The sequence below is a fragment of the Flavobacterium sp. GT3P67 genome (assembly GCF_004349155.1).
GTDB lineage: Bacteria > Bacteroidota > Bacteroidia > Flavobacteriales > Flavobacteriaceae > Flavobacterium > Flavobacterium ranwuense.
This window is the reverse complement of sequence record NZ_SMLF01000008.1, coordinates 204589-227189: the sequence shown is the minus strand read 5'-3', so window position 1 is coordinate 227189 and position 22601 is coordinate 204589. Positions and strand designations below refer to the sequence as shown.

At 34.3% G+C, this 22601-nt stretch carries 22 protein-coding genes and 1 tRNA gene; 13 read left to right on the top strand and 10 right to left on the bottom strand.

Annotated elements, in window-relative coordinates:
• The first annotated feature begins 210 nt into the window (after positions 1-210).
• From E0H99_RS13760 to E0H99_RS13700, 13 genes are all read left to right on the top strand, one after another.
• Positions 211-1743, top strand: coding sequence for a glycoside hydrolase family 10 protein (locus tag E0H99_RS13760; protein WP_131996656.1), 1533 nt, complete (start codon positions 211-213; stop codon positions 1741-1743).
• A 27-nt stretch (positions 1744-1770) separates the two neighbouring features.
• Positions 1771-3093 carry an MFS transporter gene (locus tag E0H99_RS13755; protein WP_131996653.1) on the top strand — a complete coding sequence of 441 codons (1323 nt, stop codon included), beginning with the start codon at positions 1771-1773 and terminating at the stop codon, positions 3091-3093.
• Positions 3094-3118: 25 nt separating this feature from the next.
• A complete protein-coding gene (locus E0H99_RS13750) occupies positions 3119-4729 on the top strand; it encodes a glycoside hydrolase family 3 protein (protein WP_131996650.1) in 1611 nt (536 codons plus the stop codon).
• 141 nt (positions 4730-4870) lie between these two features.
• Positions 4871-5509, top strand: coding sequence for a peroxiredoxin (locus E0H99_RS13745; protein ID WP_131996647.1), 639 nt, complete (start codon positions 4871-4873; stop codon positions 5507-5509).
• A gap of 121 nt (positions 5510-5630) precedes the next feature.
• Positions 5631-5939 (top strand): thioredoxin family protein, encoded by a 309-nt coding sequence (locus tag E0H99_RS13740; protein ID WP_091172170.1) that lies wholly within the window; start codon positions 5631-5633, stop codon positions 5937-5939.
• A gap of 132 nt (positions 5940-6071) precedes the next feature.
• A complete protein-coding gene (locus E0H99_RS13735) occupies positions 6072-6329 on the top strand; it encodes a DUF6952 family protein (protein ID WP_091172168.1) in 258 nt (85 codons plus the stop codon).
• 187 nt (positions 6330-6516) lie between these two features.
• Positions 6517-7014 carry a thiol peroxidase gene (tpx, locus tag E0H99_RS13730; protein ID WP_131996644.1) on the top strand — a complete coding sequence of 166 codons (498 nt, stop codon included), beginning with the start codon at positions 6517-6519 and terminating at the stop codon, positions 7012-7014.
• A 9-nt stretch (positions 7015-7023) separates the two neighbouring features.
• A complete protein-coding gene (locus E0H99_RS13725; protein ID WP_131996641.1) occupies positions 7024-7398 on the top strand; it encodes a diacylglycerol kinase family protein in 375 nt (124 codons plus the stop codon).
• A gap of 18 nt (positions 7399-7416) precedes the next feature.
• Positions 7417-9864: a DNA translocase FtsK gene (locus E0H99_RS13720; RefSeq protein WP_131996638.1), complete on the top strand. Its 2448-nt coding sequence runs from the start codon at positions 7417-7419 to the stop codon at positions 9862-9864.
• Positions 9865-9868: 4 nt separating this feature from the next.
• On the top strand, positions 9869-10558 hold the full coding sequence (locus tag E0H99_RS13715; protein ID WP_131996635.1) for a LolA family protein: 690 nt from the start codon (positions 9869-9871) through the stop codon (positions 10556-10558).
• Between the two features lie 8 nt (positions 10559-10566).
• A complete protein-coding gene (locus E0H99_RS13710; protein ID WP_131996632.1) occupies positions 10567-12000 on the top strand; it encodes an LptF/LptG family permease in 1434 nt (477 codons plus the stop codon).
• An 8-nt stretch (positions 12001-12008) separates the two neighbouring features.
• Positions 12009-13142 carry a 3,4-dihydroxy-2-butanone-4-phosphate synthase gene (gene ribB, locus E0H99_RS13705; RefSeq protein ID WP_131996629.1) on the top strand — a complete coding sequence of 378 codons (1134 nt, stop codon included), beginning with the start codon at positions 12009-12011 and terminating at the stop codon, positions 13140-13142.
• Between the two features lie 167 nt (positions 13143-13309).
• A tRNA-Ser gene (locus E0H99_RS13700) sits at positions 13310-13397 on the top strand.
• 260 nt (positions 13398-13657) lie between these two features.
• Here E0H99_RS13700 and E0H99_RS13695 read toward each other — a convergent pair.
• The 10 genes from E0H99_RS13695 to E0H99_RS13650 form a co-directional block, all read right to left on the bottom strand.
• Positions 13658-13942 carry a transposase gene (locus E0H99_RS13695; RefSeq protein WP_131996626.1) on the bottom strand — a complete coding sequence of 95 codons (285 nt, stop codon included), beginning with the start codon at positions 13940-13942 and terminating at the stop codon, positions 13658-13660.
• A 209-nt stretch (positions 13943-14151) separates the two neighbouring features.
• Positions 14152-15414, bottom strand: coding sequence for an alginate export family protein (locus E0H99_RS13690; RefSeq protein WP_131996623.1), 1263 nt, complete (start codon positions 15412-15414; stop codon positions 14152-14154).
• Between the two features lie 2 nt (positions 15415-15416).
• Positions 15417-16097 carry an SCO family protein gene (locus tag E0H99_RS13685; protein WP_240723486.1) on the bottom strand — a complete coding sequence of 227 codons (681 nt, stop codon included), beginning with the start codon at positions 16095-16097 and terminating at the stop codon, positions 15417-15419.
• A gap of 18 nt (positions 16098-16115) precedes the next feature.
• Positions 16116-16814, bottom strand: coding sequence for a formylglycine-generating enzyme family protein (locus E0H99_RS13680; protein ID WP_410503711.1), 699 nt, complete (start codon positions 16812-16814; stop codon positions 16116-16118).
• Positions 16815-16915: 101 nt separating this feature from the next.
• Entirely contained in the window at positions 16916-17293 is a 378-nt protein-coding gene (locus E0H99_RS13675) for a c-type cytochrome (RefSeq protein ID WP_131915757.1), read from the bottom strand.
• Positions 17294-17345: 52 nt separating this feature from the next.
• Positions 17346-18836 carry a copper-containing nitrite reductase gene (gene nirK, locus E0H99_RS13670; RefSeq protein ID WP_131996617.1) on the bottom strand — a complete coding sequence of 497 codons (1491 nt, stop codon included), beginning with the start codon at positions 18834-18836 and terminating at the stop codon, positions 17346-17348.
• A 109-nt stretch (positions 18837-18945) separates the two neighbouring features.
• On the bottom strand, positions 18946-19182 hold the full coding sequence (locus E0H99_RS13665) for a cytochrome C oxidase subunit IV family protein (protein WP_131996614.1): 237 nt from the start codon (positions 19180-19182) through the stop codon (positions 18946-18948).
• A 3-nt stretch (positions 19183-19185) separates the two neighbouring features.
• Positions 19186-19767: a cytochrome c oxidase subunit 3 gene (locus E0H99_RS13660; protein WP_131996611.1), complete on the bottom strand. Its 582-nt coding sequence runs from the start codon at positions 19765-19767 to the stop codon at positions 19186-19188.
• 23 nt (positions 19768-19790) lie between these two features.
• Positions 19791-20756, bottom strand: coding sequence for a DUF438 domain-containing protein (locus E0H99_RS13655; protein WP_131996608.1), 966 nt, complete (start codon positions 20754-20756; stop codon positions 19791-19793).
• A gap of 7 nt (positions 20757-20763) precedes the next feature.
• On the bottom strand, positions 20764-22539 hold the full coding sequence (locus E0H99_RS13650; protein ID WP_131996605.1) for a nitric oxide reductase activation protein NorD: 1776 nt from the start codon (positions 22537-22539) through the stop codon (positions 20764-20766).
• Between the last annotated feature and the right edge of the window lie 62 nt (positions 22540-22601).

Sequence of the window (22601 nt, the reverse complement as noted above, 5' to 3'; positions counted from 1 at the left end):
TATATACCCTATTATAAGTTGAAAAATCAAATAAGAAAAATTTAAAATATTTAAAATCCTTTTATTATTTGTCAGAAAGTGCATTCAAACGGATTTAGAAAAAATTGGCAAAGAAATTGCACTAATGAAATAAGTCAAATTTTATCAGGATTTTAACTGGTAAATTTCTCTAAAAAAACTATTTTTGAATACTTTATAAACACAACAATAATGAAGAATTACAAGTATATAGGATTTCTTATTATGTTTCTTTTACTTTCGTTTTCGAATGTAAAAGCGCAAATCATGGCCACAAATCCAAAAAATGAATTTAGAGCCGTTTGGATAGCTACCGTGGTAAACATTGACTGGCCAAAAACCAGTACCGATAATGTTGCCAAACAAAAAGCAGATTATATTGAGATTTTAGATGCGTATAAAAAACTAAATTATAATGCAGTAATTGTTCAAATTAGAAGCGTTGGTGATGCTTTTTATCCAACAAAATTAGCGCCTTGGTCCCGTTTCTTGACTGGAAAAGAAGGACAGGCTCCAAAACCTTATTTTGACACATTAGCATGGATGATCGCTGAGACGCATGCCCGTGGGTTTGAATTTCATGCCTGGTTAAATCCATATCGTGCTACAATGGATTACAATACCTCGCTTTTAAGTCCGGAACATGACTATTTTAAGTATCCGGAATGGATGATCAAATATGGTGGAAAATATTATTACAATCCGGCATTACCCGAAGTTCAAAAACATTTATTGACCGTTGTCGAAGAAGTTGTCCAAAATTATGACATTGATGCCATTCATTTTGATGACTATTTTTATCCGTACAGAATAAAAGGAGAAGTATTTAACGATACTGATTCTTTTAAAAAATATGGAAACGGAATGAGTTTAGAGGATTGGAGACGTTCGAATGTAAATACTTTTGTAAAAGATGTCTCGGTTTCGATTAAAAATATAAAACCGTGGGTACAATTTGGTATCAGCCCGTTTGGAGTTTGGAGAAATAAATCAGTGGATCCAAAAGGTTCAGAAACAGAAGCGGGACAAACTAATTACGATGATTTATTCGCTGATCCATTGGCTTGGATGGAAAACAAATGGATTGATTACCTTGTTCCGCAATTGTACTGGAGCATGGATCATCCTAAAGCTTCCTATTCTAAATTATTGCGTTGGTGGTCTGAAAATTCAACTAATACCGCAATCTACATTGGAAACGGAACTTATAAAATCAACACCGACTCTGATAAAAGATGGAATAATCCAAATGAAATCCCGAATCAAATAGACATTACAAGATCCTACAAAAACATTCAGGGAAATGCTTTTTTTAGTGCCAAATCATTTTTGAACAAAAATCAAAGTGTGACTAAATTACTAACAGAAAACCAATACAAATATCCGGCACTTCCTACTGTAGTACCCAGTTCCGTAAAAAAAATGGCTATTGTACCCTCAGCAAATAACATTTTGATAGATCCTATTTCATCAAGATTTAATGTCACCTATCCTTTGTATAGTAAAGTGCGTTACGTTATGGTTTATGGAGCTAAATTTAATTCAAAAATTGATGTCAACGATCCAAGCCAAATTATTGATAAAATAGCATTTAAAGATAATATTGATACTGTTGAAGTTGTTATACCAACTTATAAATTAGACAAAAATACAACCTGCGCCATTACATTCATTGATTTTTATGGTAATGAAAGTGAAGCAACCTTAGTGAACTTTACGCTATAAAATTTAATCGAATATAATACGCTAAAAATGAAAATAGACAATAGACCTTGGTATTGGATTCCAGTTTTAAACTTTGCTTCCGGCTTACCGTATGCCATCATAATTTCGGTATCGGTAATTATGTATAAAAATCTCGGAATCAACAACGAAGATATTGGAATTTATACCAGCTTACTGTATTTACCATGGGTAATTAAACCGTTGTGGAGTCCGTTTATTGATCTCTATTCCACTAAGAGAAAGTGGTTTTTAAGCATGCAATTGCTAATTTCTGTTGCTTTTTTGATTGTGGGTTTAACGATTCCTTTGAGTAATTTTTTCGTTATCAGTTTAGCCGTTTTTTGGGTTGCTGCATTTGCTTCGGCATCTAATGATGTGGCCAGTGATGGATTCTATATGTTAGCTTTAGAGAAAGAGCAACAATCCTTTTTCCTTGGAATTCGAAGTACTTTTTATAGACTTTCCATGCTTACCGGAAACGGATTAATCGTGGTTATTGCCGGCTATCTGGAACACGAATATGGCGATAAACAAAAAGCATGGTCGTACACGATGGTTGTTGTCGGGTTTATTATGGCTGTAATTACCATTTACAATTATTTTTCAACTCCAAAAATTGAAACAAAAATCGTAGAAACAAAAACGGATTCGGTACCAAGTAAAAGTTTCGGAGCCGTTTTCGCTACTTTTTTTCAAAAGAAACAAATTGGTTTGATTTTGGCTTTCATTCTATTATTCAGATTAGGTGAATCCCAATTATTAAAAATGCTTACGCCTTTTTTAATAGATCCGATATCAGCTGGCGGAATGGGTTTAACCACACAGGATGTTGGAGTTATTTACGGAACATTTGGAGTAAGCGCACTTGTTATTGGTGGTGTTTTGGGCGGTATCGTGATTTCTAGAGATGGATTAGGAAAGTGGATGCTACCTATGATTTTAATAATGCATTTACCTATCATTGGATTTGTTTTATTGGCAAATTTTCACCCTGTTTCTGCTTTCAATTTACATGTAGAAATGTTCCATTATACTTTTGATTATGTTTTAAATCCTTATATAACTTCAGTAGTAATTATTGAGCAATTTGGTTACGGATTTGGTTTTGCGGCTTTCATGATGTATTTGATTTATGTGGCCGATGGAGAATCAAAAACGTCCCACTACTCCATTGCAACCGGATTTATGGCTTTAGGTATGATGATTCCGGGAATGTTGAGCGGTTATATTCAGGAATATCTGGGGTATGGAAATTTCTTCATTTGGGTGTTTTTGGCAACCATACCAGGATTAATTTTATCACGATTTTTGATTTTTCCTGCCGATTTCGGAAAGAAATCAGATATCTAATTTTACCATTTAAAGTTGTTTCAAAATGACATTAGAACAAAAAATAGGACAATTTTTCTTTCCTGCAGTTTTCATCAATGATACCGAAGAAAACATTCAGGCAACCGAACGATTAATTAAAGAGTACAATATAGGCGGATTGACCTTTTTTCATAGTCGAGCCAGTGCCGCAACCAATTATGAAACCAAGAAAAAAATAGTCCTGAATGATGATAGTTTTAAACGTCTAAAAGAACTCATCGTCAGGTATCAAAACTGTGCTACGACTCCTTTATTAATGAGTATTGATGCCGAATGGGGATTAGCCATGCGCGTCGAAAAAACACCTCAATATCCGTATGCGATTACCCTTGGCGCTTTACCGAATAGTGAAAAACATTTGGTTTACGAAGTTGGGAAGCAAATAGGTTTAGACTTAAAATCCGTTGGAATTCATTATAATTTAGCGCCGTTGGCAGACGTCAATAACAACCCGAATAATCCTGTAATTGGGTATCGTTCTTTTGGTCAAAACAAAGAAAAAGTAGCTGATTTTGCTCTTGAATATCTCAGAGGAATGAATGATGTCGGTATTTTAGGCTGCCTCAAACATTTTCCCGGACACGGAAATACCAATATCGATTCGCACTTAGGATTACCCGTTTTAGAAGAAACCCTGGAAGAATTATTAGCCCATGAATTAGTTCCTTTTATAAAAGGAATCGAGAATAATGTCGATTCGATTATGATTGGTCATTTAGCCGTTCCCGCTTTAAATGAAGGAAAAGATACTTCGGCGACATTATCAAAATCGGTTATCGAAACTCTTTTGCGAAAGCAATTGGGATATGATGGTTTAGTGATTTCGGATGCGTTGAATATGCACAGCGTTTCTAAATTATATGATAAAAAAGGACAACTGGAATGGGAAGCTTTCAATGCCGGAAATGATGTTTTATGCTTTGCCGAAAATGTTCCCGACGGAATCCAGGAAATCTTAAAAAAAGCAACATCCAAACGGATTGAAGCCAGTTTTCAACGCATCTGGAAATGTAAAGAAAAAGCAGGAATTGTGGATGGAAAACTAAGGTTGCCAAACCTTTTAGGGAATGACTTTGATTTTGAAACTACTTCGAAATTAAATCTAAAAATTGCTCAAAACTGCATTACAAAAATAAAAGACAATCACAATACCGTAACCGTTTTTGATGCTAAAAACAGAGAAGATCTTGCTAAAATCAGCATCTATAAAAGTACCGATAATGTATTTTTCAAAAATCTATCTGCTGCTTTGCCTTCCCCTGAATTTAGTTATGAAACTGGAGGTGATTCCGTTCTAAGTGAATTAGAAAAAAAACTGAATAAATTTGACACTTTAGTCATTTCTTTATTTGTTCCAAAGGCAAAACCTTTAAATAATTTTGATATTGAAGAATCCGTACTTCAATTTTTAGGTACCTTATTTACGACCAAAAAATGTGTGTTGTATGTTTTTGGGAATCCGTATGCCCTACAAGTTATCCCACATCTGGAACATGCTTTAGGAATTGTAGAAATGTATCAAGATTTTACAGAATTTCAAGAAACCGCTGCTGAGCAACTTTTAGAAAACTCAAAATGCAAAGGAACTCTACCCGTGGAGGTTAACTTCTTGTAATTAATAACTTAAATCTTTAAAAAACTACATCATAGCAATTTTCTATTTATAAATAAATATTTATAATCAAATACTATTTTAATTGAGCTATTGTATAGACTACTTTTGCACTATCAAAAAATAACTAAAAAAGTAAATAAAATGTCATTAGTAGGTAAAAAATTTCCAAGTATTGCAGTAGACGCTATTTCTGAAATGGGTGATAATTTAAAAATCAATATTTTCGAAGAAGCAACAAAAAACAACAAAAAAGTACTTTTGTTTTGGTACCCTAAAGATTTCACATTCGTTTGCCCAACTGAATTACATGCTTTTCAAGCAGCTCTACCAGAATTCGGAAAAAGAAATACAATTGTTATAGGTGCTTCTTGTGATACAAATGAAGTGCATTTTGCATGGTTAAATACTCCAAAAAATAATGGTGGAATCGAAGGAGTTACGTATCCAATTCTTGCTGATACTAACAGAAACTTATCTAACATTTTAGGAATCCTTGATATTGAAGAAACTGGTTATAGTGAAGAAACAGATTCTATCATTATTGAAGGTTCAAATGTTACTTATAGAGCTACGTACCTTATCGATGAAACTGGAAAAATTTTCCACGAAAGTGTAAACGATATGCCATTAGGTCGTAATGTAAATGAATATTTACGTATGGTTGATGCTTACACGCACATTCAAGAAAAAGGTGAAGTTTGTCCAGCCAACTGGGAAGCTGGAAAAGAAGCAATGAGCGCTGATAGAAAAAGTACTGCAGAATACTTGAGTTTAAACTAAATAAAGTTACAGAAGTTGAAACGTACAAAGTAGCAAAGTTATTTTGCTGCTTTGCTTTTTGACTTTCCAAAACTCTAAAACTTTAAACCTTTACCATTTTGTACCTTTAAAAAATAAAAATATGTTAATCGAATTAACCGAAGATACGTTACAGGATTTAATTGCAAAAGACGAAAAAGTAGTCGTTCAATTTTCGGCATCATGGTGCGGAAATTGCCGGATTATGAAGCCAAAATTCAAAAAATTAGCTTCAGAAAACGAAACAATCACCTTTGCTCTTGTTGATGCTGAAAATTTTCCTGAATCAAGAAAATTAGCTAATGTGAGTAATTTGCCAACTTTTGCCACTTTTGTAAATGGCAAACTGGTAAACGAAACACAAACCAATAAACAAGAAGTGCTGATTGAATTAGTAAACGAAATAGTTTAATTAGATCACTAGACTAGCTTAGATTTTTAGACTTCTTAGTTTGATAGATTCCTCGAATCTCTTTATCTAAAATTTTAAAAAATTTAAGAAGTCTAAAAATCTAAAATATCTAAAAATCTAAGAAGTCTAAATATGAAATTACCCGTAATTAAGCATTTAACGCAGTTTATAGAAGAAAATGATGAAGATTACATCATAGAGACAATCGAAGTTCTGGAAGCAATGACTGAAATTTCATCCTTGAAAGATGAAGAATTAGATGTTATTGGGGAATTAATTTCTAATATGTACGGAGCTTTAGAAGTTAATAAGCTGGTAAAAACCGGAACCGATAAAAAAGAAGCTTTAAACACTTTCATGAAACGTGTTTTGGGTTCTATCGATAAATAAAAAGATTTTTAATTCAATATTTCTAAAACGCACTCCGCAACGGGTGCGTTTTTTATTCAATAAACCAAAAACACTTTGGAATCTTATGGTTGATAATTTAAGCCAAAATGGTAAACTTATCGCGACATTTGAGGACAAATTCTTAAATAATTTTCATACTTTTGAACCTCATTAAAAAACATACACTATGGCTTCAATAACATTAGGAGGAAATCCAATAAACACTTCAGGGGAATTACCAAAAATAGGTGCAAAAATCGCTGATTTTAAATTAGTTAAAAGCGATCTTTCCATTGCTACATTAAGCGACTTTGCTGGGAAAAAATTAGTGTTGAATATTTTTCCAAGTATTGACACAGGAACTTGTGCAACGTCAGTTCGAAAATTTAACGAAAATGCCAGTACTTTAGAGAACACTACTGTTTTATGTATTTCAAGAGATTTACCATTTGCTCAAAAACGTTTTTGTGGTGCAGAAGGGCTTGAAAATGTAGTTAATTTATCTGATTTCTCAGAAGGAAGTTTTGGTAAAACAAATGGATTAGAAATTACTGACGGACCTTTGGCTGGATTACATTCAAGAGTTATTATTGTTGTTGATGAAAACGGAACAATTACTCATACGGAGCAAGTAGGTGAAATTGTAGATGAACCAAACTACGAAGCTGCATTAGCAGTACTTTAACAGCCTCGAATGGAATTTCAAAAAGATAATACTTTTTTTACCGGAAGATTAAAAAGCGTCACTTATGCATTTAAGGGTGCCGTAAAGTTAATTACAACAGAACACAGCATTATAGTACAATTTTCGATAGGAATAATGATGACTATTGCCGGGTTTTATTTTGGCATTTCTAAAACCGAATGGCTTTTTCAAACTTTAGCCATTGGTTTAATCATGAGTGTCGAAGGTTTAAATACAGCAATTGAAAAAATAGCTGATTTTATTCATCCTAATTATCATGAAAGAATTGGATTCATCAAAGATATTGCTGCAGGAGCAGTATTTTTTGCTGCTTTAACAGCAATAGCAATCGGTTTAATCATATATATCCCAATATTACTTTAGATAATAGTATAATCAAGAATGGCAAAAATAAAAAAAACAGCACCTTTAGATAAAAAAAACGGCGCTAGAGCTGAGGAGAATAATCCATTAAAAATCACCAAACAACACAAAATTGTTTTTGGATCTGTTTTGGTATTGTTTTCAATAGCCTTATTATTTGCGTTTATTTCCTTTTTTATTTACGGACAACAAGATCAAAGCGCTGTTAGAGAATTAACTGACAGGGCTGAAATAGTTCAGAATTGGTTGGGGAAATTTGGCGCATTTTTAGCTGATTTACTGGTTTATAAAGGTTTTGGAATTGCTGCATTTATATTCGTGCGTTTATTTTTCCTAACCGGAATATACATGATTCTTGGTATTTCTTTAGTAAAACTAAAAAGCATTTGGTTTTGGGATTTATTCGTGATTATTATCTTATCCGTTTTGTTTGGATTTTTTGCCACTTCAGCCCCAGAATTAGGAGGAACTATTGGATATGAATTGAATTTATTCCTGCAGGATTACATTGGAAAAACAGGAACATTATTGATTTTGTTATTCGGACTTATCATCTATATAATTTTCAAAATCAAACTTTCGCCGGAAAGTATTCAGTCCTTTTTTGATACTACCAAAAAAGAAATGAAAGCGGTTACAATCACCAATCCGCTAAATAATGGAACAAGTGGTTATAATCTGGAAGAATTTGCCGTTGTTGAGGAAAATCTAGATGATATTCATTTAAAAACGAATGGTTCACAATTTGAAATTAACAAAGAAGCGTTGAAACCAACCATAAGTAATTCATCTGATATCAATAGAAATCCGGTTGTAAAACCGCTTGCCATGGAAGTTACACCTGTTGCAACTCCCGAAGTTATTTCGAATGCTGACGATTCTTTTGTAATAGAAACAGCTCCGGAAGAAGATATTATTGAAGAAAATTTAGCGTCTCGATTGGTCGCTGATTTTGGATTATTTGACCCAACTTTGGATTTATCCAATTATAAATTCCCTACGATTGATTTATTAAAAGAATATTCGACTGGAGGAATTACCATCAATCAGGAAGAATTAGAAGAGAATAAAAACAGAATTGTAGATACGCTTCGCAATTATAAAATTGAAATTGCACAAATAAAAGCTACCGTTGGACCATCGGTTACTTTATATGAAATTGTACCGGAAGCGGGAATTCGTATTTCAAAAATCAAAAGTTTAGAAGACGATATCGCATTGTCACTTTCGGCATTAGGAATTCGTATCATTGCCCCTATTCCTGGAAAAGGGACGATCGGAATCGAGGTTCCTAATAAGAATCCAACGATGGTTTCTATGAAAAGTGTTATTGGCTCAGCCAAATTTCAGGAAGCCGAAATGGAATTACCAATCGCTCTTGGAAAAACAATTTCTAATGAAACTTTTGTGGTTGATTTAGCCAAAATGCCTCACTTATTGATGGCGGGTGCTACCGGACAAGGAAAGTCTGTTGGATTGAATGCCGTTCTGACTTCTCTTTTGTACAAAAAACATCCAGCCGAAGTTAAGTTTGTATTGGTCGATCCTAAAAAAGTAGAGCTTACACTGTTCAATAAAATTGAAAGACATTATTTAGCCAAGCTTCCAGATATGGATGACGCTATTATTACGGATAATGCTAAAGTGGTCAATACGTTAAATTCCCTTTGTGTGGAAATGGACAACCGTTATTCTTTATTAAAAGATGCGATGGTTCGAAATATAAAAGAATACAACGATAAATTTAAGGCTCGAAAATTGAATCCAGAAAACGGACACCGATTTTTACCTTATATTGTTCTTGTTGTTGATGAGTTTGCCGATTTGATTATGACCGCTGGAAAAGAAGTTGAAGTTCCTATAGCCCGTTTAGCCCAACTGGCGCGAGCCATTGGAATTCACTTAATTATAGCCACTCAAAGACCATCCGTGAATGTAATTACAGGTTTGATAAAAGCCAATTTCCCTGCGAGAATAGCTTTTAGAGTTACCTCAAAAATTGATTCAAGAACTATTCTGGATACTCAGGGTGCGGATCAATTAATAGGACGTGGTGATATGCTTTATACAAACGGAAATGATGTGGTACGGGTACAATGTGCCTTTATAGATACTCCCGAAGTGGAGAAAATTACTGATTTTATAGGTTCTCAAAAAGCGTATGCAACGGCTTATTTACTTCCTGAATTTATTGGGGAGGAAAGTGGCATTAATCTTGATATGGATATCTCCGATAGAGATACTTTGTTTAGAGAAGCCGCCGAAATCATTGTAAATGCACAACAAGGTTCGGCTTCATTGTTACAAAGAAAACTAAAATTAGGCTACAACAGAGCAGGTCGATTGATTGATCAACTTGAAGCTGCAGGAATTGTAGGCCCGTTTGAAGGAAGTAAAGCACGCAGTGTAAACATTCTGGATATGAGTTCTCTTGATCAATTTTTCAACAATGAACAAAACAATTAATACCATGAAATCAAAAATTCAAGAATCTAAAAAAAACAATACCGAAACTATGGGGAAAAAATTTCTTTTAATTGCAGCATTATTATTTTTTAGTTTCTCAATACACGCACAAGACAAAAAAGCAAAAGAACTTTTAGATCAAGTTACCGCTAAAGTTCAAAGCTATAATACAATCATAATCGATTTCAAGTATTCTTTGACTAATGCTAAAGAAAACATCAATCAAGACAGTAAAGGCAATGTAACCATGAAAGGAAATCAATATGTTTTGAATTTCATGGGAGTAACTAAAATTTTTGATGGTAAAAAAACATACACTATTGTTCCGGAAGATGAGGAAATTACTATTTCTAAAGTCAACGAGAAAGACGATAATGCCATTACACCTTCAAAAATGCTAACTTTTTTCAATACGGGTTATAAATACAATATGGATATTTTACAAAACGTAAAAGGTCGAAAAATTCAGTATATAAAATTGGTTCCCACCAGTTCAAAAGATCAAAGAAAAGAAGTATTACTGGGAATTGATATCCAAACAAAACACATCTATAACTTAATCGAAATAGGTAAAAAAGGTACAAAAACTACTTTAACGGTTAATTCTTTCAAAACCAACCAACCTTTGTCAAAAAATCAATTTACATTTGCGGAAAGTAAATATCCAAATTACTACATCAACAAATTAGATTAATCTATTAGGTGAAAATTCTTGACAAATACTTATTAAAAACATTCTTGACTACATTTACTACGGTATTTGTAATCCTATTTTTTATTTTTATACTTCAAACAGTCTGGTTATTCATATCTGAATTGGCCGGTAAAGACTTAGACTTACTAATGATTATTAAATTCCTGGCATTTTCTATGCCAAGAATAGTTCCATTGGTATTGCCTCTTTCTATACTATTGGCCTCCATAATGACCTTTGGTAACTTGGCTGAAAATTATGAATTTGCAGCTATGAAATCTTCCGGGATTTCGTTGCAAAGAGCAATGAGAAGTTTGACTGTATTCATCGTTTTATTAAGTATTGTTGCCTTTTTCTTTTCGAATAATGTAATCCCGTATGCCGAATACAAATTCATCAATTTCAGAAAAAACATTGCACAGGTAAAACCGGCATTGGCAATAGCCGAAGGTCAGTTTAACGATGTGGGGTTTTACAACATTAAGGTGAATAAAAAATCCGGTGAACAAGGTAATATTCTTACCGGTGTGACAATTCATAAAAAATCGAACATTGGTGACGGAAGTAAAACGGTAATTAAAGCAAAAGACGGTGAGTTAATCAGCAGTGAACAATCCAGTATTTTACAATTAGTTCTAAACGATGGCTATTACTACGAGGATATTGTTCCAAAAAAATATGAAGATCGCAGTAAAATGCCTTTTGCTAAAAGTTCCTTTAAAAAACACATCATTAATATCGATTTATCTGAATTAAATAAGACCGATGTTACCGATGAAAGTGTTGCTAATACGAACACAATGCTAACCGTTAATGAGTTAAATTACACTTTGGATTCATTAAAAAAGAACATGAAAAATGACATTATTTCATTTTCTGAAAACAGCAATATGAGAGTTGGCATTCCTTTAAATAAAAAACTGGAGAAAGCAACAAAAAGAAAACCTCTTCCTAAAGATATTTTGTCATTATATACTGTAGAACAAAAATCGGATATTTTAAAAATAGCAGTTAGTAATCTTACCAGTACCACCTACTCCATCGATACTACTAAAACCGAATTAGACAATAAACAAAAGAATATCAATAAACATTTATTGGCATTTTACGATAAATTTGTAATTGTATTTGCTTGTTTTCTAATGTTTTTCATTGGAGCACCATTGGGAGCAATTATCAGAAAAGGCGGTTTGGGCCTTCCAATTGTTTTTGCTATTTTAATCTTTATAACATTTCACTTTATAAATACTTTTGGAAAAAGAATTGCACAGGAAAACGGAATGACTCCTTTTATGGGAGCTTGGTTATCCTCTTTTATCCTGACTCCATTAGCAATTCTATTAACGTACAGAGCCACAAACGACATAGGATTAATAAATATGGATGTTATTTTAGCTCCATTCCAAAAAGTAATTAAAAAAATATTACCATCACAAAATTAACAACACAAATGGTTACAAATAACATACAACTCAACACAATTGAAGAAGCGATAGAAGATATTCGCCAAGGGAAAATAATCATTGTTGTTGACGATGAGGATCGTGAAAATGAAGGAGATTTTTTGGCTGCTGCCGAGAAAGTAACCCCTGAAATGATTAATTTCATGGCTACACACGGTAGAGGATTGATTTGTGCTCCACTGACAGAAAGTCGATGTAAAGAACTAGGATTGCATGTAATGGTAAGTAACAATACCGATCCAATGGAAACCGCTTTTACCGTTTCGGTAGATTTAAGAGGCAATGGAGTAACTACAGGAATCTCAGCCGCAGACAGAGCAAAAACTATTTTATCGTTGGTTGATTCTAAAACTAAACCACATGATTTAGCCCGTCCAGGACATATATTCCCTCTTATTGCAAAACAAGGTGGCGTATTGAGAAGAACAGGGCATACAGAAGCTGCTATAGATTTTGCGAGATTAGCTGGATTTAAATCAGCAGGTGTGATTGTAGAAATCATGAACGAAGATGGTTCAATGGCTCGTTTACCGCAATTAGTCAAAGTGGCAAAAAAATTCAATTTGAAATTAGTTTCCATTGAAGCTTTAGTGGCCTATAGAATGCAACACGATAGTTTGATTGTTAAAAAAGAAGATTTTGATATTGAGACCCGTTTTGGTACTTTTAGACTACGAGCGTATCAACAAACGACCAATAAACAAATACATATTGCTCTGACTAAAGGAACGTGGAATTTGGGGGAATCAATTTTAACCAGAATCAATTCATCACAGGTCAACAATGATTTATTAGGCACGTTGACCAATAACGCAGATCAACAACTGGATGACATGTTCCGAGTTATTAATGAAGAAGGAAAAGGTGCTGTTATTTTCATCAATCAGGATATGCAATCCGTAAACTTATTGAGTCGTATAGCTGAACTCAAATTATTACAAAGTGAAGGAGTGATGAAAGCACCAAAAATCATCATTGACAGTAAAGATTTTGGGATTGGAGCGCAAATATTACATGATATTGACATCTCAAAAATTAGATTAGTATCCAATACTGAGGGAACAAAACGTGTAGGGATGATTGGATATGGGTTAGAAATAACCGAATATGTAAAGTATTAAACCCATTCATTACTATTTTATAAAAATAAGTATCATCTAAAGTAAAGAAAATGAAACCTTTAAAAATTAGCCTAAAAAATAGATGATTTTTTTCTAAAAATAGATTTGCATAACCAAAAAAGGTTCTTATATTTGCACTCGCAATCAGATAATGAAAGCGACATACTGGAGAAATGGCAGAGCGGTCGAATGCGGCAGTCTTGAAAACTGTTGACTGTAACAGGTCCGGGGGTTCGAATCCCTCTTTCTCCGCCAGTAGAAAAACAAATGGTATCAAAACCCCGTAAATCTTACGATTTACGGGGTTTTTGCTTTTACTGCATATTCAAATTATTCATCTAATCTCAATCTTAACGAGATAAAATCGAGACCCTACTATATTCCTAAAATCAGGGTCTCGCTAAATCAACTTAAAAATTTCAAACAACCTGGATATGCAAACAAAAAGTAGAGAAAAAGTTAAGCTACATTTTTGTAATTAGTTAATTTATTAAATTCTTCAATAGTTTTATAGTTCAAAGCGGAGTGCCTTCTTTTTTTAAGATATCACGTTCTAATTCTGCTTCTTTTAATTTTTTTTCGAGTTCATGAATTTTTTCTTGTTCAGGGCTTAATTTTAAATTGCTTTTTCCAGGAAAACTTCCTGTTCCAAATTCTTGATAATCTTGTCGCCATTTATATAGCAATGCAGATGATACTCCAAGTTCTTTTGCCAGTTGTGGGATATTGTCTCTTTCATAACTTAATTGGACTGCTTCCTCTTTGAAAATGCGGTCGTAAGTTTTACGATTTTCTTTCATGGTCTAAAGTTAAGGTTTTGCTCTTAACTGGAACTCCACGCTAAGTTAGCACATCCATTTGACCGTAGAGAGTAAATTGTGTATGATCAAAACGAAAATACACTTTGTCCCCTTTCACATTCCGTTTGAAACTAATGAAAAATATTCAACTAACTCGTTTACAAATACTTAAATGAAACTTTATTTGAACTAGTTAATCTAAGTAAAATCTATTTTAAAGTAAATATTTTGGGGCTAAAAGTAACCATTACCCAAACCCAATTGTTGGTATTGGCGGCATCAATACCATTTTTTAATCTTTCTAAAGTTCCAGAACCAAACATTTGGGAATAACCAGCTGAAGCAACAATGTCTTTTTGAAAGGCATAACCGGCAGTAAAATCCATTTCTGTTCCTAAATAGCTATCCATTTTTTTATTAGTGGCGTCTAAAACTGCATTTGGGGCTGAGAATACGTGTGGTATCAAATTAAATTGCCATTTGTTTTGGGTATAATTTAATTTTAAATAAACATCCTGCAATCCAACACTATTCAGGTGGTTACCTACGTAGAAATAATCCATATAGCCATTAAATCCGTGGTTGGTTCCAAAAATAGGATTAAACGATTTTATGTCAGAACTGCTATCATCTTGATTTTTACCCGAAAGATATTCATATCCAAAAGTAGCTTTAAATGCATTTGTTAAGGCATATCCCAGATTTGCACCAGCATACCAAGCACTCACACTTTTGTCATTGCTTTTTCCAGTTTGTCCGTACAAACCTAGATTTGTATCCCATTTTTTATCTTTAAATGTAAGATACGTTCCAAAAGTTTGTTTGTAATCTACTTCTAAATTACCAATGGCTTTTTCAAACTCATAACCGGTATTTAAAAACAACAAACTCATGTTCAGTTTACTAAATTGAGTGTGATACCATGCATATTGCAAGGATTTGTAGTTAGTCGTGTAGGCGGTTTTAGGCTCTAATAAATTTTCTTTATCAGCATTCAATACCAATCCTAAATCCAGTTGATGATTCTTCTGATGAAACGTAATCACTGCCGCATCATGGCTTTGTCCTTGTTGTGCCCAGTCGATTTCACCAAAAATACGCTGATTGTCATACGAAATCACTTGGCGACCTAAGCGCGCACTCCATTTGGCATCAAAATCATATTGTGCCCAAGCTTCAAATAAAGCAATTCCGTTTTTATCAACTTGTGTTGTTGTTGCCACATCACCCCAAGTGCGAATGTTCTGAAAAGTTAATTTGGCTTTTAATTTTTCTTGTTTGTAATTAAAATTTAATCGGGAACGTTGCGATACAAATGAAGTTGCCTTTTCCCCATTTGGCATAAGGTTTTTGAAACCGTTTCGGTATTCATAACGCGGTCTGAGTTGCAGATTGGCACCCAACTCTTGGGCATAAGTCTCCATGCTTACCATTCCTAAAAATGACAAACCAATTATTTTAAGTAATTTCATGTTTAATTTATTTTTTGAGCTTCCTCTGTAATCTTCTGAATGGTTTGGTCTGAATTGACACCTAAACCCTCTTGTTGATAGGCTAATTCCCCATCATCATTAAATACACTTATGATATTGGAATGGGAGAATTCCAAAGGCGCTATTTTTTTATAGTTTACTGCTAAAACTGCTGCAAATTCTCTTGTATTCTCTTCTGATGAGCGTAAAAAAACCCATTGTGCGCCGTCCATTTTGTTCTCAATGGCAAATGCTTTCAACCGTTTGGGCGTATCTACAGTAGGATCGATACTCACTAAAACAAAATTCACATTATCCTTTATGTTGTTCGGCAATCTTTGTTCGATATTTCGCATGTCAGCCACTAATCTTGGACAAGCAGATTTACAAGAAGTGTAAATCATAACCATAACCAGCACTTTCCCCTTCAAATCTTTCATTTCGATATTTTCACCTTCTTCATTGGTCCATTTTGACGGAAGATTGTAAATGGATAAATCCGAAATAGGTTTGTCTATTGTCTCCGCTTTTGATTTATTAACACAGGACTGAAGTGATAAAAGAATTAAAACTAATCCTAAAAAAAGCGTTTTACAACTGTTTTTCTTAGCTTTTATTTTTAGAAGATTCGTCTGTTTAGATAAGCTGGGATTGTGACTATTTGATTTCATTTCTGTTGTCATTTGAGTTGATTTTGAGCGCTACTTTTTATCTTTCGCACATCGAAAACCGAGGTTTTTAGTAGTAAATCGTGCCTTAAGACTTCCTCGGAAAGCATAACGCATAAAAGCGGCATAGTTCATTAAATCTGTTGCATTTACAGAACCGCTTCCGCAAAATAGATTCCGGTCCGTATCCTTGTCTTTTCTGGATTCCCCGGAAAGAAAAACACTATTGAAATCGGCTGTCCATTCCCAAACTAATCCATGCATATCATAAATACCCCAATAATTTTTGAAGGTGTGACCTACCGGATTCGCATAGGTTTTTGGTTTTTCATACCAAGACAAAATATAATTATTAAAGCTTTCTTTAGTACGTGCGTCAATTCGTTTCTCATCGGCCATGGCAACATATTCCCATTCATCCATGGTGGGTAATCGTTTTCCTTGGCACTCACAATATTTTTTGGCTGTAAACCAAGAAACATTCGTTACCGGAGCAGAACTTAAATTGGCAGAGCCATAATTAAAATCACTTTCCCATTGCGATAAATAACTTTTATCGGCAAAAATACCTTTCATTCTTGAGCGACTGTTTTCTGGATATTTCTTCAAAAATTTCAAAAATTGGGTATTGGTTACCGGATAAATATCAAGACTAAAAGCTTCAACTTGTACTGGTTTTTTACTTGTAGCCCCATAAAGGGGGACAAAAGTCCCCCCTTCAATAGAAGCCATTTTAACAACTTGAGACCATAGCGATGCTGTAATAAGAAACAAAAATATTGGCAAAAATTTTTTCATATTTAACATGGCTAATTTCTTTTAAGCTGTACGAATTATTTTCTTTGGGCTTTTACCATTGCTGGTGTAACCGTAGTTTTGTTATTTCCCCAACTGGCGTAAACATAGGTCATTGCATCTGCTATTTGTTGATCGCTTAATGCTTGTGCAGGCATGGCACCACTGAATTTTTTACCATTTACAGTAATTGGTCCAGTTAACCCTTTTACGACACCTTTTACAGCGCGATTCACATCTTTATTTAAGTAATCAGATTTGGCTAAAGGAGGGAAAGCACCCGGAATTCCTTGCCCGGCAGCTTGGTGACAAGCGATACACGTTTTCGCATAAATTCCTTTTCCTTTATCAGCGCTTTGACTGTATCCCTGTAAAGCCAATCCCATCATTCCGATGCATAAAATATACTTTTTCATATTATTATAATTATTGTTAAATACTTATTTAGATTTGGATTCAATCCTGTTTTTATTCATGAATATCTTTTGCTTTTGGAGCTACTTTTCCTCTCAATGTTTTAACCATTGCCGGCGTTACAACCGTTTTATTATTTCCCCAACTGTCATACACATAAGTCAATACACTGGCTACTTCATCGTCGGTCAAATTTTGACTGGTCATGACGTTATTGAATTTTTTACCATTTACAGTAACTTCTCCGCTCAATCCGTGCAAAACAGCATTTATTGCTCTGCCAGAATTAGCGTTTAAGAAATCTGACTTGGCTAATGGAGGGAATGCGTTGGGAATTCCCTGCCCTTCAGATTGGTGACAGGCTAGACAGGTTCTTCCGTACAGTTCTTTCCCTGCTTTAACGTGTTCAGCTACAGTTTTCGCCGCAATGCTTTGAGTAGTACCTTTCACTTTAGGCATATTTTGTATGGTACCTCCTTCCGGCAAATAAATCCCTTCTTGTGTTGTTCCAGAATAGACTATCTTATTATCATTCCCTTCTACTTTTAACATTCCTAATGCCCCTTTGTTGAAAGCTCTAAAAATGGAGTGATCTACTAAAATATACGTACCGGGAACATCCACTTTAAATTCAACTATTGCTGCGCCACCGGCTGGTATCAAAGTTGTTTGGACATTTTTGTTAATCATATCGCCACCTTCAATATGAACTTTATCGAATATTTCACCAATTGCGTGGAAAGAAGAGACTAAGTTTGGTCCACCATTCCCCATATAAATACGTACTGTTTCCCCTTTTTTGGCTGTTAATGCTTTATCTCCTGTTAACGCCCCTACTTTTCCATTAAACACTACATAATCCGGTTGCTCTTTAGTCGCTTTATTCATATCAAATGGTTGAGATCCTTGTTCTCCATAATTTCCTTTGGTATAAAAATCGCCTTGCATAATGTAGTATTCTTTGTCAACTGGAGGCAAACCACCTTCAGGTTCCACTAATATCAAACCATACATACCGTTTGCAATGTGCATCCCAACAGGAGCTGTGGCACAATGGTACACATACAAGCCAGGATTCAACGTTTTAAAATTGAATACTTTTTCATGTCCCGGCGCCACTAATGAAGAGGTTGCTCCTCCGCCTGGTCCAGTTACCGCATGTAAATCTATATTGTGCGGCATTTTATTATCGGGGTGATTTTTCAAATGAAATTCTACCTCATCACCTACACGAGTTCTTATAAAACTTCCAGGAACTGATCCTCCGAAGGTCCAATAAGTATATTTAACACCATCTACCATTTCGCCCTCTTGTTCTTTAATCTCCATGTTCACAACCAATTTTGTGGCCGCACGATCACCTACTGGTTTAGGTACAAAAGGTGGCGCAGTCAGTTCAGCCGTTTTTTGACCTTCCACCTTAATGTTCTCATAATATTTTGCGTCTTTTTCTTCATTTTTGGAACAAGAAAACAGACCAAGGGCTACAAAAAAAGCAATAGCAGTTACCTTGTTTTTTCTGTTAAATTTAAATGTACATTTCATAATTATAGATTGTTAAATTCATCGTAATTTATAGTGTAAATATAAAAGACAAAAACATCCTTTATTATGATATTTGTCATGTTGTTAACTTTTATTTAAGAGCCTTTTTTTACAAAACTAATCCTAAAACAATCAACCCTAAAACCGAAATCAAACTCACTTTCCAAAAAGCATTTGCCTTTTTAAGTTCCATGAATTCAAAAGAAACCAAGAGAAATTTCAGTACAGATAATCCCATAATTAGAATAATTAAAATACGAGAAACAGACATTGTATTTGAAATCAAAGCGGTTGAAGCCGTCAATACAATCAATAAACCATACGTAATAAAAAGTGTTTTTTTCATTTTCTAAAAAATTAAGTACAGAATAGGAAATAGCAACAACCAAATCAAATCACATATGTGCCAGAAAGCAGCGCAGGCTTCAACGTCGTCAATACCTGTATCTGATTTTTTTTTCATCATTCCATAGTTGGTCCAGATTAAAATCACCAAACCCATGATTACATGAATAAGATGAAAAGCGGTTAACAACCAATAAAAAGTAAAAAAAACATTGGTTTCCGGAGTGATACCCGATTCCATTTTATGATAGTATTCAACTCCTTTTAATATTAAAAATAATGTTCCGCCAAGCATGGTCAATTTAAAATACAAAGACGACTTTAAACGGTTATTGTTTTTAAACTCCAAGACAGCATTGGCCATAAAAAAACCACTAGTCAACAGAAAAATAGTATTTATAGCGCCAAATGTACTATTGAGTTGCAACCGTGACTGATGAAACAATTCAGGCTGCTCTTTTCCGTAATAAACAAATACCACAAGCGCCATTCCGAAAGTAATAAGCTCCAGAAATATAATAATCCACATCAGAATTCCCCCCGGCGGATAATAGATGCTTTTATAATTAATTTTAAGTGTGTTCATTTTTGTATGTTTTTAAGATAAAACTACTCCCAGTCCAATAATCGTTTCTCGCCTTCAATTTTCTTGATGTCTGTAATATCCTGAGACATTTCAATGACGCCTTTGTAGTTCTTATCAGCATCCCTTACCGCGAAATAGCGAATGTAAATCAGACGTTCTTTGTAATTAATCCAAAATGAAGATTCATTTTGAGTTCCTTTCCTAAATTCATCCAAGATTTTAAGCACTGTCCCTACACTTTTTGGCGGATGGCAAAACTTGACTTCACGACCAATAATCCCGGCACTTCTGGGAAAAACACGTTCTTCTCCCCGATTATAGAAAATCACCTTGTCATTTTCATCGACATAAGTAAGATCTAACGGCATGGTTTTAAAAAGTAAATTTACCTGCTCGACCGTCATATATCCTTCGTCATAATGAGACGTATTTTCGAGTGAAAAAGACATTTCTCTTTTGGTAAAATCTTCACTTGGGTGAATGTATTCTTGTTTTGGATAAGGAGCAGGAGCTTCTGGCAGCATCCAACCTATTTCTTCTTCGCCCTTGCGCATTTCAATCCAGTCGGCTTCGGTAAGGAGGTCCAAAGCATTTGGAAACAAAACCGTTTCTTCCATCTGCATCAATCTGTAAATTCCATTGACCAGAAAAAGAGTGTTGCTATTGATTCTTTCCGGATTATTCATTTTAAGATAGTACTGAATTAAACGGAATTGCTCCCTTAAATTATCATGAAAAGACCACATGCCTTGTGAAGGACCAACCCAGCCTTTTTTTTCAAGAAATGGAAAAAGCTGATTTTCTTTTCGGGCAAATCGTTTCTCGATGGTATGAAGCTGATTGAAAATATTGGTGTATTTCTGTAAATCATCCGCAGGATTTGCAGCGGAGAGTTCCTCTAAAAGTGCATGAATAATGTCGTTTTCCTGAAAGTAAACCTGAACCGGATGTCCTTCGGGAAGTGTTGTGGTATTTGAAATATCGTTCATTATATATTTATTTTTGATGTTTAATTTTTTCGTACAATTGCACCAAGGATTGTAATAATTCGACTGGTGTAGTTAAAATTTGATAGTGATTTTGCCCGAACATTTGCGGCAGATAATATTTTGCCTGAGCTTCAATAGCCAAAGCATAGGAATTAATATTCCTGTTATTGAGTTCCCGAAGCGCTTGTTTCACATCATTGATGCCGTACTTTCCTTCGTATTTATCATAATCGTTGGGTTTTCCGTCAGAAATCAGGATTACCCATTTATTTTTGGTGTTTCTATTATCGAGTCGTGCGCCAGCATGTCGTAAAGCAGCACCAATTCGGGTATATCCATTAGGCTCTATAGCTCCAATTTTATGTTTCGCCACGTTCCAGTTTTCATCAAAATCCTTTACCGTTAAATAGGTCGAGAAATTGCGGGTTTTGGAGTAAAAACTATCAATGGAAAAATCGATGTTGAACTCGTTTAAGATTTCTCCAAAAAGAATGGAAACCTCTTTCTCCACATCAATCACACGATTTCCTGCGGCATAACCATCACTGGAAAGACTAATATCCAAGAGGATTAAAATAGATAAATCCTTCTCTTTTTTCCGATTTGAAATGTATATATTTTCCGAAGGCGTCCGTTTGGAATGCACATCAATATACAAATCGGTAATAGCATCGATATCAAATTCGTCACCTTGTGTCTGGCGTTTTTGCAGTTGCATTCTGTTATTGACATTGGTCAGCATTTTGCGTAAGCCTAATAAAGTCGAAGCGTTTTTTGCAATAGTCTTTTTGTAATAATTGCTGTCTGTTTTTTGCTGTGATTTCGGATATACTTTACAGAAATTCTCTTTGTAAATACGCTTGCTAAAATCCCATTCGTTATACGTAAGATGGAATCCTTTGGCATCAATTTCGGCACTTTCGGAAATGGAAGTATTCTCAATAAAATCAGATTGATAAACGGAATGTGCCGTATCATCTACCCGAACCGTGTACTTCATGTTCAACTCTTCCAATGCTTCCTGATGCTCTTCTAATTCGTCTGAACCATCAAAATCGCGCCAAGTTCCATTGAATTCTTCGGCCGTTTCCACTTTTTCAAAATTATGGAGCAAGACATAATCTTCTTGTTGCTTTTTATCAACCTCAACAGTAATCACTTCTTCTACCGCTTTTGATTTTAAAGTCGTTAAAGCTTGATTCTTATTTCCTTTTTGGGTTTTATCAGAGAAATTTTCGAGAATGGTGTTACTGTTTTTTTCTATTTCATTTTGCATCCATTTACCATACAGCCAAGAAAAATCAGGAGCATTTTTCCCGTTCTCTTTTTGAATGAAATGCTGTCTTGTTTCGGTATGAAACTTTTTATCGATAGAAAATTCTTCAAACAAAATTGTTAGAACAGTTTCTGATGTTTCCAATGCTTTTTGTTGTGAAAGTGCTAAAGGCTGGTCTTTTTCTTGCAAAGTCCAATTCAAATTCAACCGCTGCTGAATGCTCAGATACAAAATCCTAAAAAGATAAAAAGTAAGATTGTCTTTTTTCGTAGGCAATTTGGAAAAAGAAATGGGGAGAAAAAAATTATTGTTTTTATATCCTCCTTCTCTTTCGGCAGGGAAAATTTCGATTGGTTTCCCCGTCAAAGCACGAGCTAAAATAGTCAATCGCGGTTTTATATCATTTAAATATATCGTTCTGTTAAGAATTTCAATATCAATTTTTTTAGACTTTTTAAAATGTCTGACAAACTTTCCATATATGTATTCATCTATTTCGAAACCCATCTTTTTTTTTGTTTTTTGTCGTTGCGCGGAACGAAGCAATCTCATCCAGATAATCCAGTATA

What these genes read in the sequence shown, in the direction of transcription:
- E0H99_RS13760 (WP_131996656.1), top strand. Translation starts at nt 211, where the DNA reads ATGAAGAATTACAAGTATATAGGATTTCTTATTATGTTTCTTTTACTT.
- E0H99_RS13755 (WP_131996653.1), top strand. Translation starts at nt 1,771, where the DNA reads ATGAAAATAGACAATAGACCTTGGTATTGGATTCCAGTTTTAAACTTT.
- E0H99_RS13750 (WP_131996650.1), top strand. Translation starts at nt 3,119, where the DNA reads ATGACATTAGAACAAAAAATAGGACAATTTTTCTTTCCTGCAGTTTTC.
- E0H99_RS13745 (WP_131996647.1), top strand. Translation starts at nt 4,871, where the DNA reads ATGTCATTAGTAGGTAAAAAATTTCCAAGTATTGCAGTAGACGCTATT.
- E0H99_RS13740 (WP_091172170.1), top strand. Translation starts at nt 5,631, where the DNA reads ATGTTAATCGAATTAACCGAAGATACGTTACAGGATTTAATTGCAAAA.
- E0H99_RS13735 (WP_091172168.1), top strand. Translation starts at nt 6,072, where the DNA reads ATGAAATTACCCGTAATTAAGCATTTAACGCAGTTTATAGAAGAAAAT.
- tpx (WP_131996644.1), top strand. Translation starts at nt 6,517, where the DNA reads ATGGCTTCAATAACATTAGGAGGAAATCCAATAAACACTTCAGGGGAA.
- E0H99_RS13725 (WP_131996641.1), top strand. Translation starts at nt 7,024, where the DNA reads ATGGAATTTCAAAAAGATAATACTTTTTTTACCGGAAGATTAAAAAGC.
- E0H99_RS13720 (WP_131996638.1), top strand. Translation starts at nt 7,417, where the DNA reads ATGGCAAAAATAAAAAAAACAGCACCTTTAGATAAAAAAAACGGCGCT.
- E0H99_RS13715 (WP_131996635.1), top strand. Translation starts at nt 9,869, where the DNA reads ATGAAATCAAAAATTCAAGAATCTAAAAAAAACAATACCGAAACTATG.
- ribB (WP_131996629.1), top strand. Translation starts at nt 12,009, where the DNA reads ATGGTTACAAATAACATACAACTCAACACAATTGAAGAAGCGATAGAA.
- E0H99_RS13695 (WP_131996626.1), bottom strand. Translation starts at nt 13,942, where the DNA reads ATGAAAGAAAATCGTAAAACTTACGACCGCATTTTCAAAGAGGAAGCA.
- E0H99_RS13690 (WP_131996623.1), bottom strand. Translation starts at nt 15,414, where the DNA reads ATGAAATTACTTAAAATAATTGGTTTGTCATTTTTAGGAATGGTAAGC.
- E0H99_RS13685 (WP_240723486.1), bottom strand. Translation starts at nt 16,097, where the DNA reads ATGACAACAGAAATGAAATCAAATAGTCACAATCCCAGCTTATCTAAA.
- E0H99_RS13680 (WP_410503711.1), bottom strand. Translation starts at nt 16,814, where the DNA reads ATGGCTTCTATTGAAGGGGGGACTTTTGTCCCCCTTTATGGGGCTACA.
- E0H99_RS13675 (WP_131915757.1), bottom strand. Translation starts at nt 17,293, where the DNA reads ATGAAAAAGTATATTTTATGCATCGGAATGATGGGATTGGCTTTACAG.
- nirK (WP_131996617.1), bottom strand. Translation starts at nt 18,836, where the DNA reads ATGAAATGTACATTTAAATTTAACAGAAAAAACAAGGTAACTGCTATT.
- E0H99_RS13665 (WP_131996614.1), bottom strand. Translation starts at nt 19,182, where the DNA reads ATGAAAAAAACACTTTTTATTACGTATGGTTTATTGATTGTATTGACG.
- E0H99_RS13660 (WP_131996611.1), bottom strand. Translation starts at nt 19,767, where the DNA reads ATGAACACACTTAAAATTAATTATAAAAGCATCTATTATCCGCCGGGG.
- E0H99_RS13655 (WP_131996608.1), bottom strand. Translation starts at nt 20,756, where the DNA reads ATGAACGATATTTCAAATACCACAACACTTCCCGAAGGACATCCGGTT.
- E0H99_RS13650 (WP_131996605.1), bottom strand. Translation starts at nt 22,539, where the DNA reads ATGGGTTTCGAAATAGATGAATACATATATGGAAAGTTTGTCAGACAT.